Consider the following 14,957-nt stretch of genomic DNA (forward strand, 5'->3'; position numbering starts at 1 on the left):
CCTTGACGTGCTGTTCGTCGGAGCGGGCACGACCGGAACGCTCATGGGCTGTGCCCGCTGGTTCCGGCACTGGCACCGCCCCGTGCGGATCGTCGCCGTCGACACCGTCGGCTCGGTGACCTTCGGCGGAGCGCCTGGACGCCGGATGCTTCCCGGCCTGGGGATGAGCATGCAACCGCCGCTGCTGGACACGGCGTACGTGGACGAGGCGATAGAAGTCGAAGAGGCGGACACCATCCGGGCCTGCCACCGCCTGGCCAGGCACGGCTTCCTCTTCGGGGGCTCCACGGGCACCGTGGTCAGCGGGGCGATCGACTGGCTGGGCCGATATGACACGTCGGCCCTCACCGCGGTGGCCATCGCGCCCGACCTGGGCGAGCGCTATCTCGACACGGTCTACCAGGCCAACTGGATCCGGGATCTCTACGGCGACGCCGTTCTGGGCGACGATGTCCTGACGAGTGATGCGCAACTGCGTACCGATGTCCGTGAAACCAGGCCGGCATCGTCGGGCCGGTCGCCGGGCAAACGGTCGTAGGCGCCGTACGCGGAGCTCTCGGTATCGGGGGCCGATCAGCCCGACGCTTCGCGGCCCCGAGACGCCGCCGACCGGAGCGGCCCGGCCCGCGCCACGGTGACGGCCGTCAGCACAAGGCCGGCGCCCACCACGAAACAGCCGTCGAAACCAGCCGGCGCCCTCTCGTCGACCACGGGCTCGAGCAGGCGTCCGTGAAAGCTCCTGTCCGAAGAGTGCACGGTGACGAACACATCGGTGAAGTCGAGCCATGTACGGGTCAGCGAGAACCATGCCTTGTAGATGCTCTCCTTGGCGCTGAAAAGGACCCGGTCCCAGCAGACGGGCCCCGAAGCCGGATCTCCGAGAGCCGCCCGTTCCGCAGGGCCGGTGATCGCCTCCAGAACACCGTCCGGCAGCCCCTCGTGAGGTTCGCCATCGATGCCCACCGCCGCCAGGTCCTGCTCCAGCGCCACTGCCGCCGCGCAGTAACCAGGGCAGTGCGTGATGCTGCCGACGATTCCCCGCGGCCACACCGGTTCGCGATGGGCCCCGACCGGAATCGCCGATGCGGGCAGCCCCAGAGCGCGCATGGCGCGCCGGGCGCAGGTCCTGCCGGCGGCGAACTCCCACATCCTGGCCTGCGGGACCCGCCCCAGAGCCGTGACCTCCTCGGGCAGGACCCGCACGTCGTCGTCGTGCCCCACGATCTGAGCGGCACGGGCGACCGCCGGCAGCAGCCCGCTCATCGACACCACCGGCTCGGGTACGGAAGGGACGGACATGGCTCACCCACCCCTCACGCGCACACCGGCCCGGCCGCACACCGTGACGGGCCGGGGCGCGGCAACCTTTCCTTCTTCACCCGACGACTGTGTTGTTTCCCCTTTTGCCTCATTATCCGGCGGCCGGGCGGTTTCGGAGTTGTGAGCAAGCGGGCCGCGGACAAGCCGGGCAGGGATCCCTAGCAGAGCACGGCGAGTGCTCCGGGCAGCACCCGGGCCGTGACGGGAAGGACGGTGTCGACCTCGCCGTCGGCGCCGCACGGCACCGCCCGGTCGGCCTCGATGCGAACCTCTCTTCCCTGCGCGATCCGCACTTCGGGCCGGTGGATGTGGGCCCCGGACCTGAGCTCGTTCATCAGGGTGAAGAACAGCCGGCGCGGGGCTTCGCGGATCATCACCACTTCGAGCAGTCCGTCGTCGATGCGGGCGCCGGGGGCGATGATGCGGCCGGAGCCGTAGTAGGGCGAGTTGGCGGCGACGACGGTGTAGCCGCGGTGCGCGATCTGCTCTCCGTCGACGGTGACCCGGTAGGCGGCCGGGCGCCAGGTGGCGACGGCCCTCAGTCCGCCCGCGTAGTAGGAGGCGGCACCCTTCAGGAGTGCGGAGCGGTTGGCGTGACGGTTGGCGAGGGCGTCCACCCCCGCATACACACTGCCGAGGACGACACTGCGGCCCTGGGCGGACTCCACTTCGATGGTGTCCACCGACCGGGGCCCGCCGTGCAGCAGTACCCGGGCCAGTGCCTCCGGGTCGGTGGGCAGGCCGAGCGCGCGGGCGAAGTCATTGCCTCGGCCGGTCGGGATCAGACCGAAGAGTGTGTCGGTGCCGCTGAGGGCTCCGCCGATGCCGCCGACGATGCCGTCGCCGCCGACCGCCAGGACCACGCGGTCTCGCTGCCCTGCCTGGCGGGCGAGTTCACCGGCGTGGGCCAGGCTGCGGCTGTACTCGGTCTCCAGCTCGGCCCCGGCCTCCCTCAGCAGCCGGGCCACCTGGAGCAGCACCGCGACCCCGGCGGATCCGCCGGCGGTGGGGTTGACGATGGCGGTGAACTGTCGCATCGGTGAGCCTCCGGAGGCGCCTGACGGCTTGTGGACGGGTCGGGGTGGGCTGGAACGGGGTCAGTCGGAGGGCAGGAGGACACCGGGATTGAGCAGACCTGTCGGGTCGAGCCGGCGTTTGACGGCCTGGAGGGCGCCGATGCCGAGCGGACCGGCCTCTCGGACGTACCAGTCGCGGTGGTCCGTGCCCACGCCGTGGTGGTGGCTGATGGTGCCGCCGGCCGTCAGGATCGCCTCGTTGGCGGCGTGCTTCGCCTCGGCCCAGTGCGCCACGGCCTCCTCGCCCTGGGCGGAGACCACGGTGAAGTACAGGGAAGCGCCGTTCTCGTAGACATGCGAGATGTGGCACATCACCAGCGGTGGCGTGCCGGACCGGGTGAGCGTGCCGGTGAGCGCCTCGCGGACGGCGGCGTACAGCCCGGGGAGGCGGGACCAGAAGGCGGCCGTCTCCAGCGTCTCGGCGAACGCCCCGGCGTCCAGCAGCGCGTCCCGCAGGTAGGGAGTCGAATAGCGACCGTGGGCCCAGCGCTCTCCCGGTTCCCGGCCCAGACAGGTGCCGCCGCTGTCGCGCAGCACGGCCGCGGCCCGTTCCCGGCGGTGCGTGGTGTCCTCCTCGGTGCCCTCGTATCCGGTGATGGCCAGGCATCCGGCGTTCTGCGGAAGGCCCGAGTTGCCGATGGCGTCGGGCTGGGCGAGGCCGATCAGCGACTCCGTCTCGTCCGACAGGCGCAGCACGGTCGGTCGCGGTCCGTCCTGGGCGAGGTGTCGCAGGGCGGCTGCGCCCGCTTCGAAGGAGTCGAAGCGCCAGCCTTCGTAGACGCGGGTGTGGGGGACAGGACGGACCCGGACGGTCACCGAGGTGATGACGCCGAACGCGCCCTCGGAGCCGAGGATGAGCTGACGCAGGTCGGGCCCGGCCGCCGAGCGCGGGGCACGGCCTGCCTGGAGGGTGCCGGACGGGGTGGCGAGGGTGAGGCCGAGGACCATGTCGTCGAAGCGGCCGTACCCGGCGGAGGCCTGACCGCTGGAGCGGGCCGCGGCGAATCCGCCGATCGTCGCCCACTCGTAGGACTGCGGGAAGTGGCCGAGCGTGAAGCCGTGATCGGCCAGGAGGGCTTCGGCGTGCGGTGCCCGCAGGCCGGGTTGCAGGGTGGCCGTGCGGGAGACCGGGTCGAGGTCGAGCAGGGCGTTCATACGGCGCAGGTCCAGCGCGACGAAGGGACGCCGCGGCTCGGGGGCGAGTCCGCCGACGACGGAGGTGCCGCCTCCGAAGGGGACCAGGGCCAGGTCGTGCGTGGCGCATGCCGCCAGCACCGCCAGCACCTCCTCGTGGCTCGCCGGGAGGGCCACGGCCGCCGGGAGGTCGCTCACGTCGCCGTCCCGGATGCGCAGCAGATCCGGTGTGGACTTGCCACGGGTGTGCCGGACACGGGACTCGGCGTCGGTGCGCAGATGCTCTTCACCACCGACGGCGGTGAGCAGGGCCTCGCGCGCGGCCGGTTCGAGGAGCGGCTCGGGTACGGCGATCTCTTCCAGGGCGATCGGCTCCGTGCTGCGCGGTTTGACCCCGAGCAGGTCGCGCAGCAGCCCGATCACCGAATCGGGCAGCGGTGTCGCCCTGGCCGGGTCACCCCAGCCGCTCCACAGCATGTCCATCGCGCTTGTCCTCACCGGTCGTCGCGACGGCGTCGTCGCGAGTCAGTCGTCGATCGCGGCAGTGCGGTCGCGGAGTAGTCCCGCCCACCCGCACCGCCGAGGGCGTTACACTGTGACACATGACGCCTATTCGTCACAACGCCTCGGACGGCGATCCAGTGCTCGACGCGGTCCGCGACTGCGTCCTGGCCGTCGGCGTGCGGCGCACCACGCTGACCGACGTGGCCCGCCGCGCGGGCGTCTCCCGGATGACGCTGTACCGTCGCTGGCCCGACGTGCGCTCGTTGGTGGGCGACTTGATGACCCGGGAGTGGATCCAGGCGGCCACCGGCGCGATGCCGGACCCGAGGCCGGGGACGACCACGCGTACGCGGATCGTGGACGGCCTGGTCAACGGCGTGGACGCCTTCCGGAGCCACCCTCTCTTCCGCAAGATCGTCGACGTCGATCCCGAACTGCTCATCCCCTACGTGCTGGACCGGCGCGGGGCGAGCCAGGAAGCCCTCCTGGAACTGCTCGCCGACGCCCTGCGCGAGGGGCACGCGGACGGGTCGGTACGCCCCGGCCACCCCGAACGGCAGGCCAGGTCCCTGCTCCTGGTCGCCCAGTCCTTCACCCTGTCGCTGCGCACCATGACCGAGGAGGACGACGCCGAGCTGAGCACGGAGGCCTTCTCCGCAGAACTGCGGACCATCCTCGAGAGGACCCTCACACCATGACCTCCAGCAGCAGTCCGGCCTCCTCGCAACGAGCGTTTGCCGGCTCGTCCCTGACGGCGGGCCGCCGCCGGCGCGAACTGGCCGAGACCGTCGGCGGCGCGCCCGTGGACGTCCTGGTGGTCGGCCTCGGCGCGACCGGCGCCGGGGCCGCCCTGGACGCCGCTGCCCGCGGACTGACGGTCGTCGCCGTCGACGCCCACGACCTGGCCTTCGGCACCTCCCGATGGAGCTCCAAACTCATTCACGGCGGGCTGCGTTACCTCGCCTCCGGCCAACTCGACGTCGCACACGAGAGCGCCCTCGAACGCGGCGTACTGATGGAGCGCACCGCTCCGCACCTCGTACGGGCCCAGCCGTTCGTGCTGCCCCTGACCCCGTTGGTCTCCCGAGGCCAGGCGGCGTTGGCCTGGGCCGGCTTCCGCGCCGGCGACAAGCTGCGTCTGGCGGCACGCACGGCGCGGGCCACGCTGCCTGCACCGCGCAGACTCTCGGCTGCGGAAACCCGTCACCTGGCTCCCGCGCTGCGCGGGTCCGGGCTCCGCGGCGGCCTGCTGTCCTGGGACGGCCGGGTGACCGACGACGCCCGCCTGGTCACCGCGATCGCGCGTACGGCGGCGGCGCGGGGCGCGCGGATCCTCACCCGGGTGCGGGCGCTGGAACTGACCGCGTACGGTGCCCGGATACGCGACGAACTCACCGGCGAGGAAGGCGAGATCCGCGCCCGCGCGGTGATCAACGCCTCCGGCGTGTGGGCGGGCGCCCTGGTGGACGGGGTCCGCATACGGCCCTCGCGCGGCACCCACCTCGTCCTGCGCGCGGACCATCTGGGCTTTCTGCCGGCCGGTCTGCACATCCCGATCCCCGGCGAGACCAACCGCTTCGTCCTCGTCCTGCCGCAGGGCGACGGCCGGGTCTACGTCGGACTCACCGACGAGCCGGTGGAAGGCGACGTACCGGACGTGCCAGAGGTGCCGGAGACCGACATCGGATTCCTGCTCGACGTCCTCGGCTCCGCGCTGGACGTCCCCGTCCACCGCGGCGACGTGGTGGGCGCGTTCGCGGGACTGCGGCCGTTGCTGGACAGCACCCCGGGCGGGGACCGGGGCGCGGCGCCGAGCACCGCCGACATCTCCCGCAGACACGCCGTGCTCACCTCGCCGGAGGGAGTGGTCACCGTGGTGGGCGGCAAACTGACCACCTATCGGCGCATGGCCGAGGACGCCGTCGACGCCGCTGTCGCCACCCACGGTCTGTCCGCCGGTGCCTCCCCGACCAGCGCCCTCCCTCTGGTCGGTGCCGCACCGCCCCGGGCGCTCGGCGCCCTCCGCGCCCTCCGCGCGCCGCGACGCCTGATCCACCGCTACGGCACCGAGGCGCCGGCCGTACACGCGCTGGCCACGGCCGACCCCCGGCTCGCGCGGCCCGTCCTGGACGGGCACCCGGTGACCCGCGCGGAGCTGGTGTGGGCCGTACGCCACGAAGGGGCAATCGACGCGGCCGACCTCCTCGACCGTCGCACCCGCATCGGGCTGGTCCCCGACGACCGGGCCACCGCGCTGGAGGCCGCACGGCAAGTACTCGACGAGTCCGGGGCCGGCGACTGACCGGCAGCGCGCCAGGGCCGCCCGCGAAGGACGCCGCCGGGTCCGGCGCGGCTGGGCTGGGTGGCGTCCCCGCTGGGGTCTCCCAGATAGACGGCCGGGCCCGGGACGAACACGACACCGGCGACTGCGGGCACCGTGGTCAGGTGGGACGTGCTCACCACCCTGACACGGTCCCAGCGATGGGCCGGTCTGCTCCCGAGGACCGTGCCGACCGCGCCGCCGAGGTAGAGGACGAACAGCGCGGCCGTCCCCGCAGCCGCACCCCATGTGTACGTACCGGACGACCCGACCGAGCGGCCGTGTCCGGGCTGCCGTGGTAGCGTCACGCGGAGTTCGCAGGTGCCCCCCTCAACGAGATGTGCGCCGTATTCGGGTGCCAGGGCCACACACGGAGGTCCTCATGGAGACGGACGAGCACTGGGACGAATCCGCTGGAGAGGGTCCCCGGCCGCGTCCACTCGACGTCCGATGGATCCACGGCTCGCCGTCGGCCAAGCACAACACCGACCCGGACATCCAGGTCCACAGGTACGACGAGCACACGTTCATTCTTCGGCAGAACATGGCGATCAACTATGAAGCGCCGTTCCTCTTCCTGCTTTTCGGCCGCGCCCGGGCGGTGTTGATCGACACCGGTGCCACCGCATCCGCTGAGTTCTTCCCCCTGCGGCGGACGGTCGACGAACTCGTCGCGGACTGGCTCGCGCGACACCCGCGGGACGGGTACCGCCTGCTGGTCCTCCACACGCACCCGCACGGCGACCACATCGCGGGCGACGCCCAGTTCTCCGACCGTGCCGCCACCACGGTGGTGGGGGCGGACCTGGCCTCCGCCTGGGCGTACTTCGGATTCGACGAGGATCCCGACGCCGTGGCCGAGGTCGACCTGGGCGGTCGTGTGCTGGAGTGCCTGGCGACGCCGGGCCATCATGAAGCGGCGGTGACGTTCTACGACCGGTGGACCGGGTTTCTGCTCACCGGTGACACGGTCTACCCCGGCCGTCTCTACATCCAGGACTGGGCCGCCTTCGCGCGCACCATCGACCGCCTGATCGACTTCTCCGCCCGCCGTCCCGTCACCCACGTGCTCGGCTGCCACATCGAGATGACCCGGGAGCCGGGCGTGGACTACCCGATCCGCACCACCTACCAGCCGGACGAGCCGCCGCTGCAGTTGACCACTCGTCATCTGCACGACATCCGCGCGGCGATCACGGAGATGGGCGACCGTCCCGTCCGACGCGCCTTCCGTGACTTCGTGCTGTGCCCAAATGCCTGAACAGCAGGGCAGTCCCATCCGGTCGTCTCACAGGTGGCGGGCGACAGGTGCCGCCAGAGGGTGGGCGTCGGCCGGACGCCTGTCGCGGTGGCCGGCGGTGAGGGCAACCGCCGCACCACCGGGGCGCCGTCCCGAAGGGCGCCGCCGGTCACGCGTCACTTTCGGGCGGCCACCGGCACACTCAGTGGGCGGGCCAGGCCGACCACCGCCTCGTCCAGGCGTTGCAGATGCCGCAGCACCCGGTCGGTGATCCGTCCGTACCGCGCCGTGCCGGCCGTGTCGGACTCCAGCAGGGAGGCGATGCTCGGCCCGGTCTCGACCTCCTCGGTGGCGTTTTGGTCCGCCACGTGCGCGCTGATCGCCGCGATGTTGTCCGTGATGCGGTCACACGCCCGGCGCAGCCGCGGATCTGCCGCGATCGAGGGATGTGTGGCCAGTAGCTCGGCGGTCGCGGCCAGGGAACGCGCATGGTAGGCACATGTCTCCAGAACCGCGACGACGTACTGGGCCGTGTTCCGCCGCGCCCGCAGCGGTGTGATCGGGTGGGTCAGCGGCTGCGTGGCCGCCCGCAGGTCGCCGAGTGCCTCGTCCAGGTCGCGCGCCTTGTCGAGCAGACCTGCCCCGGGACTGCCGCTGAGCTGGTCGACGGCGGCGTCGGTGACGTCGGCGAGCCGCTCCAGCACAGTGGCGAGCAGCTCGTTCGTGCGGCGGTCCGTGGCCACCGGAAGCACCATCGCCGCCGCGACGATCCCGCAGGCCGCGCCGAGCGCCGTCTCCTCCACACGCAGCACCAGAACCGACAGGCTGTAGGTGTGCAGCAGCGTGTACAGCAGACCCAGCGCCGCGGTCACGAAGAACGACATCAGCGTGTAGGACAGCGGAGCCGTGTAGAACATCGCGAAGACGAACAGCAGCACCAGCCCCAGCGCCGTCCACGTGTGGTGCCCCACCAGCCCCGCCAGGACGATGCCGGCCACGACGCCGAGGACGGTGCCCACCAGTCGACGGTAGCCCTTGACCAGGACCTCGCCCGTCGACGAGGTGTTCATGAAGACGATCCAGCAGGTCAGCACCGCCCAGTACCAGCGATGGCTGGAGAGGAACTCGCCGCCGACGATGGCCAGGGCCGAGCCCACGGAAACCTGCACCGCGGCACGCGTGGTGGGCCGGCGCAGTCCCCTCGGTTCCTGCTGTGTCTCGCGCTCGCTCTCCTGGACGCCCTCGATGGCGGCGTTCTCGGCCTCCAGCTCCTCCCTCGAGCGCGTGGTCGCGGGCGTGTCGTCGGACTCGTCCTGCGCTTCCTCCAGCGCCACCCTGAGCCCCAGCACCGCCCGCGCGGCCTCGCCGATGCCCCGGAAGACGTCCTGCACGGCCCTCGACGCCGACGGCAGGTTCTCCTCGTCCCGGTAGCCGAGCAGCCGGTTGCGCAGATGGGCCACTCCCGTCCCGCCGCGCTGCCCGACGGGCCGCAGCAGGAGCAGGCGGAGTGCCTGTAGTTCACGGCGGAGCGTGTCGATCGCCTCGTCCCGCACCGGCAGGTGGCCGCCCGAGGGCAGGTGCGCGCCGGGCAGGTGCAGGGCGAGTGTGTCCGCCCGATCCGCACTGAGGGCGTTCAGGAGCAGCAGCCCGAGCCGCTCGGCGGCGATCTCGGCGTCCGCGATCCGGCGCTGCAGCACCTGCGCCACGGCTTCGTCGGATGTCCCGTCGTCCAGCCGGCCCTGGATCATCATGGCTGTCTCGTGCAGCCGTGCGGTGCCCTCTCGAACCTCCTCCAGAGCCTTGTCCACGTCGTCGGGATCCGCGTCCAACAGCCCCAGCTGCGCCGACACGAGCTGGGCCAGGCGCACGCGGAAGGCCTCTCGCAGTCGCTGCAGGATGCCGGCAGGCGTCTCGTACACGACCACGAACCGTACGAAGGCGCTGCAGGCGAACGCGAGCGTGATGACGCCGTACAGCCGCGGCAGCGTCGAGAGTGTGGCGCCCACGAACAACGACAGGAAGTACGCCTGGAAGCCGATCAGCCCCAGTGCGGTGCCCCGGTCGCCGAACCGGCGGCCGTAGACCGCGCAGAAGATCAGAAGGACGAAGAAGACGTCCCCGGCCACGACGCGCGCATTCAGCAGCGCCCCCAGGGACACGGACACCAGGGCCACCGGAAGCCCCAGGGCGAGCGTGATCGCCTGTCGGCCGCGCTGCTTCTCCCGGATGGCGAAGGTGGCCACCATGGCCGCGATCGCGCCGGCCACCAGATGCGGCACGGGAGCGCCCAGCACGGCGAGCAGGGCCAGGGTCAGAGCGATCGCGCCCGCCGTCCTCGACCCGGCGGCGAGTCTGAGCAGCCCGGGGTCCGACGCGGTGATGCGATCCCGCAGCCGTGCCGCGACCGACCGTCCCGCTGTCTTCACGCCGCCGTACTCTCCCCACTCCGCCGGATGATCCGCTTCCCCAGCATGCCACTGCCGCAGGCGGCGCACGCGGTGCAGGCCGTGGACGGCGGCCGGTCCCCGCGCTCACCGCCGTCCCGTCGGCCGCAGACTTCGCCCGTGTGGCTGTCCGGCGCGCCGCCAACCAGGCCCCGGGTCATTGACATGGACGTGCACTGAGGCCCGTAGGGAGTGGGGCGAGTGCCCGCTGGCGGACAAGCACCGGGTCATCGTCCCGGTGCTCACCGCGTGACGTCTGGTCAGACCGGCAGCAGCCGGGCGATGAGCGCGCTGAGCTGCCTGGCGTTGCGGCACTCGTACATCTCGATGACATCGGCGTAGGCGGGTGCCGCCGAGTCACCCGTGCCCCACTGGGAGCGCGGCTCGGGGTTCAGCCAGTAGACGCGGCGGGCTCGCTCGGCGATGTGCCCTGCAGCCGGCAGGTTCGGATCACCCATGTTGGTACGGGCGTCGCCCAGGATGAACACAGTGGTGCGCGAGCCCACGGCGTCGCCGTACCGCTCGGTGAACTCGCCGAATGCGACTCCGTAGTCGCTGCTGCCGTGCCAGCCCGTCAGTGCCGCTTCCGAACGGATACGGGCGCCCAGGGCGTCGGGATCGGCCGCGCCGTGCACCAGCAGCCCGGTCACCTCGTCGATCTGATTGACGAATGCGAAGACCCGCACCTTGCTGAACTGGTCGTGCAGTGCTTGCACCAGCAGCATCGTGAAGTCCGAGAACCCCGACACCGAACCCGAGACATCGCACAGCAGCACCAGCTCGGGCCGCACGGGACGGCGCCGGCGTAGCACGGGCCGTATCGGCACACCGCCCGTCGACAGCGACCTGCGCACGGTGCGCCGCAGATCGATGGTGCCGCGGGCGGCACGCCTGCGGCGCGCGGCAAGCCGGGTGGCCAGCTTTCGTGCGAGCGGCTGAACGACCCTGCGCAACTCGGCGAGTCGATCCCGCCCGGCGGACAGGAAATCGACCCGGTCCGCCGTGGTGGCCACGGCCCGACGCGCGATCTCGTCCCGGCCGCGCCGCTCGGCGACTCGGCGCCGCGCCTCCGCGGCCACCTGTCCACGGAAAGCCTCGATGCGCCGGCGGATCTCGTCCTCGAGCAGCCGGTCGGTGAACCCCGCCCCTGCTTCCTGAGCCCGCATGCCGTCGCGGACACGCGCCAGCAGCGTCTGCGGGCGGAGCCGCTCGAGCGTCTGGTACGACGACCAGCCGTCCGACCCCGGCGACGATCCGTACCCGCCGAAGCCGTCCACCGCCTCAACCGCCAACTGCGTCAGCATGCCGCGATCGTTGTCGGCCAGTGCCTCCGCGAGCCGGTCCCGCAGTCCCTCCCGGTCCGCAGGGGCTTCGGTGGTGTGGACCCCGACGCGAGCCGGGAAGTACACGTCGAAGACGGCATCGAACAGGCGCCGCTGGCCCTCGGTGTGCAGCAGCGTGGCCGCCAGCCCCTCTCGCAGCAACTCGCGGTCCGCCAGGCCGAGTACCTCCACCGCCCGCGCGGCATCCAGGGTCTCGCCCGTGCCGATCCCCACGCCGTGCGAACGCAGTGCGCCGACCAGGCCCGTCAGCCGCTCGGCGACACCGGCCGCCGGTGCGGCGGCGCTCACACGGCATCCAGGTCGAGCTTCGACGCCGCTTTGAGGACGTCCTCTTGATGCTTGAGGACCACGCCGAGGGTCTCGCGCACGACGGTTTCCCCGAGTGCGCCGGCGCCGAGCGCGAGCAGGGTGCGCGCCCAGTCGATCGTCTCGGCGACCGAGGGGACCTTGCGCAGGTCCATCTCACGCAGCGCCCTGATCACCCGCACCAGGGACTCGGCGAGTGCCTCGTCGACGCCCGGAACCTTGAGCCGGACGATGCGACGCTCCAGCTCCTCGTCCGGGAAGCCGATGTGCAGGAAGAGGCAGCGGCGGCGCAGCGCCTCCGACAGCTCGCGGCTCGCGTTCGAGGTGAGGACCACGAAGGGGCGCCTGGTGGCGGTGATCGTGCCCAGTTCGGGGACGGTGACCTGGAAATCGCTGAGCACCTCCAGGAGCAGGCCCTCCACCTCGACGTCCGCCTTGTCCGTCTCGTCGATCAGCAGCACCTTCGGGTCGCCCCCGCGGATGGCAGTCAGCAGCGGACGCGCCAGCAGGAACTCCTCGCTGAAAATGTCCGTGCGCGTCTCGTCCCACGCTTCGTCACGGCCGGCGCTGATGCGCAACAGCTGTTTGGCGTGGTTCCACTCGTACAACGCCCGCGACTCGTCAATGCCTTCGTAGCACTGCAAGCGCACCAGTCGCGCTCCGGCGACCTCCGCGACGGCCTTGGCGAGTTCCGTCTTGCCGACCCCGGCGGGGCCCTCCACCAGCAGCGGCTTGCCGAGCCGGTCGGCGAGGAAGACCGTCGTGGCCACCGCGGGCGACGCCAGGTACCCGGTCTCGGCGAGGCGCGCGGAGACCTCGTCGACGGATGTGAACAGCAACGGAGCCTCCATCTTTGCGCGGTACACGTCCGTTGCTATCTAAGCGCTTGCTCACTTAGTTGTCACCCGTGACGGAGGCATAGCGTCGCCGACGGCCGGGCCGGTCGGGTGCGACCTGCCAGGTCGGCGACCTCCAGCGGCTCGCAACTCCCATCGTCGGCGTGAGCGCGGCGGTGGAGCGGAAGTCCCCTGCGGCGGTGGGGCGGACCTGCCCCGTTCTTCACCGTTGCTGCGCGAGCCACTCGTCGAAGGTGGTCGGTGCGATGCGGGCGCCCTCGCCGGGCAGAAGCACGTTACCGGCCATCTCGAGGCCGAGCACCGACGACCACGTCGGCACGAGTTTCACCGCGTGGCCGCGCGCGTCGTGAGTTCGCCGGGCCATGTCCACCAGATCCTGCGGCTCCGGTCCGGCGACATCGCGGTAACGTCCCTGCGGCGCCCCCGTCGCGATCTCGGCAAGGACGTCGCCCACGTCCGCCGGGGCGATCGGCTGGACGAGCAGCGGCGGGAGGGTGGCGACGCCGTCCCGCTCGGTCCAGTTCGTGAGCGTCGCGGCGAAGTCGTGGAACTGAGTGGCCGCGACGATCGTCCACGGCACCGGGCCCTCGGCCACGACGCGCTCCTGTTCCCGCTTGCCGGCGTAGTGCGCGTTGCCTTCCACGCGATGCAGCCCGACGATCGAGAGCAGCACGTGGTGACGGACGGCGGCCCGCTCCTCGGCGGCGAGCAGGTTGCGCGTGGTGCTGCCGAAGTACGTCACCGCCTCGTCCCGGTCGGCCGTCTCGTGGCTCGTGGTGTCGATGAGGGCCGCCACGCCGGCCAGGGCGGCGTCAAGGCCCTCGCCGGTCGACAGGTCGACACCGAGCGAGCGGCTGATGCGCACGACGTCGTGCCCGGCCCGTTCCAGGGCGGCCACGGTGAGCGCCCCGATGTTCCCGGTCGCACCGGCGACGGCGATTCGCATGGTCTGCATGGCGATTCCTTCCTTCCCTGCCCGCCGGCGCGGCTGGATCGGAGGGCCGGAACCGGGGGAGGGGCGGTTCAACCCCGTGGACGGGGATCGCCTGCGTCCGCGGAGACCTGAGCGGACGACCTGGGTCGGTCGTCACCGCTGTGCGCCGGTCACCATCGCCCGTTCCGCCGCTGCCACGTGGCCTGGGATGCGGTGCTGGTGTCGTGGTCCTCTCGGTCGGCGTGGGGCTGGCAGGTGGAGCAGAGTTCGTGGCGGCCCCAGTGGGTGATCACACTGCCCCAGCCGTTGCAGACTTCGCAGCCGTGGGCGGAAGCGGCGTCGGCGCGGGGGTTGGGGTCGGGAGCGGCGTTCGCCCCGTGGGTCATGCGGTTTCTCCTGGCATCGAGGCTGTCGGCTGGTGCGTGCCTTCGCTACGCAGTGCCCACTTTATACCGTTTGTCGCCCGATTGTGTCCGTTTTCGCATTTTTTATGACCGGCTATGTTGAGGCGAGGCCGGCGGTATCGGTGCGCGACCTCGGTGGCACGCACCGTCGCCAGTAGCGGCATCGACGCAGCAGTTGCAGGACCCGCCGCGGGGGCGGCCGGGATGCGCGACTTGGCAGAGCTCGTCGGCGCACAGGAGCTGGGGCTTTGCGGCGGGGCCGTGTCCGCCGGCCCCGGATCCGTGATGCGCGCGGTCCGGTGATCAGCCGACGCTGCTCCCACGTACGGCCCTCGTCGACATGCAAGGCCCTGTACTCGACGACATTCTGGGAACGGCGCGATCAGGTGCCAAGAACCGGCCGAACCGGAGAGGTGCTGTGGTCCTGCTCGTCTTGCTCCTGCCCACCCTGTTGATCCTCCTCCTCGTGCGGGCGGCGCCGCATCTCATGGCCCGGCAGCGCTGAGACGACGTTCCGCATGCCGCACCTCGCCGGATGCGGTGCGGGCTTCGGCGGCCCCGCCCCCGCGTTGAGGCCGCACCGGTTGCTCGTCTCGCGGCCGTGCACCGTGGTGCCTCCGGCGAAGGGACGGACGACCGTCCACGCGGTCCGCGAACGGACGCCTGTGAGCTGGTCGGACAGCGCGGCTGGTTCCTCCTTGGCGCAGCCGTTCGCAGATCGCCGGTTCCGTGGACTTCGTACAGGCGTAGACCGCCATGCCGACGCGACGAGAAAGGCGACAGTGGAAGCCGAACGCCTGGTGCGCGTCAGAAAAGCCGGGCGAGGGCGGCTTCGGAGGGGCTTCCCGGTGCCGCCTGGTAGGCGATGATCACTTGCTCCTCGGCACCGCCGACCGTAAGGGCCTGCCGCCGCAGAGCGAGCTCACCGACGACCGGATGCACGAACCGCTTGAGCTCGTCGCGCGAGGGGCGCGCGTCGTGCCGCGCCCAAAGACGGCGGAAGTCCTCGTCCGCCTCCAGATCGGCGACGAGGCGTGCGGTTCCTGGGCCGTGCGGATCGGCCTCGGCGCGCAGG

Annotated in this window: 12 protein-coding genes and 2 pseudogenes; 4 read left to right on the top strand and 10 right to left on the bottom strand. The window is 71.7% G+C overall.

The genetic code is table 11. The features are described from left to right. A partial coding sequence (locus tag C3488_RS36465) for a pyridoxal-phosphate dependent enzyme (protein ID WP_146068002.1) occupies positions 1 to 538 on the top strand: 538 nt, incomplete at its 5' end. A gap of 35 nt (positions 539 to 573) precedes the next feature. Here C3488_RS36465 and C3488_RS36470 read toward each other — a convergent pair. The 3 genes from C3488_RS36470 to C3488_RS36480 all read right to left on the bottom strand — a co-directional run bounded on the left by C3488_RS36470 (position 574) and on the right by C3488_RS36480 (position 4,013). After that, complete coding sequence (locus C3488_RS36470; RefSeq protein WP_103845159.1) at positions 574 to 1,299, bottom strand: 4'-phosphopantetheinyl transferase; 726 nt, start codon at positions 1,297 to 1,299, stop codon at positions 574 to 576. Positions 1,300 to 1,478: 179 nt separating this feature from the next. Continuing rightward, positions 1,479 to 2,357: a YegS/Rv2252/BmrU family lipid kinase gene (locus C3488_RS36475; RefSeq protein WP_103845160.1), complete on the bottom strand. Its 879-nt coding sequence runs from the start codon at positions 2,355 to 2,357 to the stop codon at positions 1,479 to 1,481. Between the two features lie 60 nt (positions 2,358 to 2,417). Beyond that, complete coding sequence (locus C3488_RS36480) at positions 2,418 to 4,013, bottom strand: FAD-binding oxidoreductase (RefSeq protein ID WP_103845161.1); 1,596 nt, start codon at positions 4,011 to 4,013, stop codon at positions 2,418 to 2,420. A 119-nt stretch (positions 4,014 to 4,132) separates the two neighbouring features. Here C3488_RS36480 and C3488_RS36485 point away from each other — a divergent pair, with 119 nt between their 5' ends. Then, on the top strand, positions 4,133 to 4,732 hold the full coding sequence (locus C3488_RS36485) for a TetR/AcrR family transcriptional regulator (protein ID WP_103845162.1): 600 nt from the start codon (positions 4,133 to 4,135) through the stop codon (positions 4,730 to 4,732). Beyond that, positions 4,729 to 6,336, top strand: a complete 1,608-nt coding sequence (locus C3488_RS36490) for a glycerol-3-phosphate dehydrogenase/oxidase (RefSeq protein WP_103845163.1) — start codon at positions 4,729 to 4,731, stop codon at positions 6,334 to 6,336. The genes C3488_RS36485 and C3488_RS36490 overlap by 4 nt, the downstream gene beginning before the upstream one ends. 83 nt (positions 6,337 to 6,419) lie before the next feature. On the opposite strand, the pseudogene C3488_RS42170 reads toward C3488_RS36490, so the two are convergent. Further along, positions 6,420 to 6,599 (bottom strand): annotated as a pseudogene (locus C3488_RS42170) (MFS transporter); the annotation flags it as partial. A 137-nt stretch (positions 6,600 to 6,736) separates the two neighbouring features. Here C3488_RS42170 and C3488_RS36500 point away from each other — a divergent pair. Then, a complete protein-coding gene (locus C3488_RS36500) occupies positions 6,737 to 7,615 on the top strand; it encodes an MBL fold metallo-hydrolase (RefSeq protein ID WP_103845164.1) in 879 nt (292 codons plus the stop codon). A 155-nt stretch (positions 7,616 to 7,770) separates the two neighbouring features. On the opposite strand, the gene C3488_RS36505 is transcribed toward C3488_RS36500, so the two are convergent. The 6 genes and pseudogenes from C3488_RS36505 to C3488_RS36535 all read right to left on the bottom strand — a co-directional run. Continuing rightward, complete coding sequence (locus tag C3488_RS36505; protein ID WP_103845165.1) at positions 7,771 to 10,020, bottom strand: FUSC family protein; 2,250 nt, start codon at positions 10,018 to 10,020, stop codon at positions 7,771 to 7,773. A 278-nt stretch (positions 10,021 to 10,298) separates the two neighbouring features. After that, entirely contained in the window at positions 10,299 to 11,669 is a 1,371-nt protein-coding gene (locus C3488_RS36510) for a VWA domain-containing protein (RefSeq protein ID WP_103845166.1), read from the bottom strand. Further along, positions 11,666 to 12,523, bottom strand: coding sequence for a MoxR family ATPase (locus tag C3488_RS36515; RefSeq protein WP_103845168.1), 858 nt, complete (start codon positions 12,521 to 12,523; stop codon positions 11,666 to 11,668). Before C3488_RS36515 ends, C3488_RS36510 begins: the two co-directional genes overlap by 4 nt. A 223-nt stretch (positions 12,524 to 12,746) precedes the next feature. Next, positions 12,747 to 13,499, bottom strand: a complete 753-nt coding sequence (locus C3488_RS36520; protein ID WP_258053869.1) for an SDR family oxidoreductase — start codon at positions 13,497 to 13,499, stop codon at positions 12,747 to 12,749. A gap of 149 nt (positions 13,500 to 13,648) precedes the next feature. After that, positions 13,649 to 13,864 carry a hypothetical protein gene (locus tag C3488_RS36525; protein WP_103845167.1) on the bottom strand — a complete coding sequence of 72 codons (216 nt, stop codon included), beginning with the start codon at positions 13,862 to 13,864 and terminating at the stop codon, positions 13,649 to 13,651. 825 nt (positions 13,865 to 14,689) lie between these two features. Beyond that, positions 14,690 to 14,957 (bottom strand): annotated as a pseudogene (locus C3488_RS36535) (XRE family transcriptional regulator); the annotation flags it as partial.

The sequence above is a fragment of the Streptomyces sp. Ru72 genome, from assembly GCF_002920635.1.
In the GTDB taxonomy this organism is placed as follows: Bacteria; Actinomycetota; Actinomycetes; order Streptomycetales; family Streptomycetaceae; genus Streptomyces.

Coding starts and splice junctions, on each gene's coding strand:
- C3488_RS36470 (WP_103845159.1), bottom strand. CDS start 1,299: ATGTCCGTCCCTTCCGTACCCGAGCCGGTGGTGTCGATGAGCGGGCTG.
- C3488_RS36475 (WP_103845160.1), bottom strand. CDS start 2,357: ATGCGACAGTTCACCGCCATCGTCAACCCCACCGCCGGCGGATCCGCC.
- C3488_RS36480 (WP_103845161.1), bottom strand. CDS start 4,013: ATGGACATGCTGTGGAGCGGCTGGGGTGACCCGGCCAGGGCGACACCG.
- C3488_RS36485 (WP_103845162.1), top strand. CDS start 4,133: ATGACGCCTATTCGTCACAACGCCTCGGACGGCGATCCAGTGCTCGAC.
- C3488_RS36490 (WP_103845163.1), top strand. CDS start 4,729: ATGACCTCCAGCAGCAGTCCGGCCTCCTCGCAACGAGCGTTTGCCGGC.
- C3488_RS36500 (WP_103845164.1), top strand. CDS start 6,737: ATGGAGACGGACGAGCACTGGGACGAATCCGCTGGAGAGGGTCCCCGG.
- C3488_RS36520 (WP_258053869.1), bottom strand. CDS start 13,499: ATGCAGACCATGCGAATCGCCGTCGCCGGTGCGACCGGGAACATCGGG.
- C3488_RS36525 (WP_103845167.1), bottom strand. CDS start 13,864: ATGACCCACGGGGCGAACGCCGCTCCCGACCCCAACCCCCGCGCCGAC.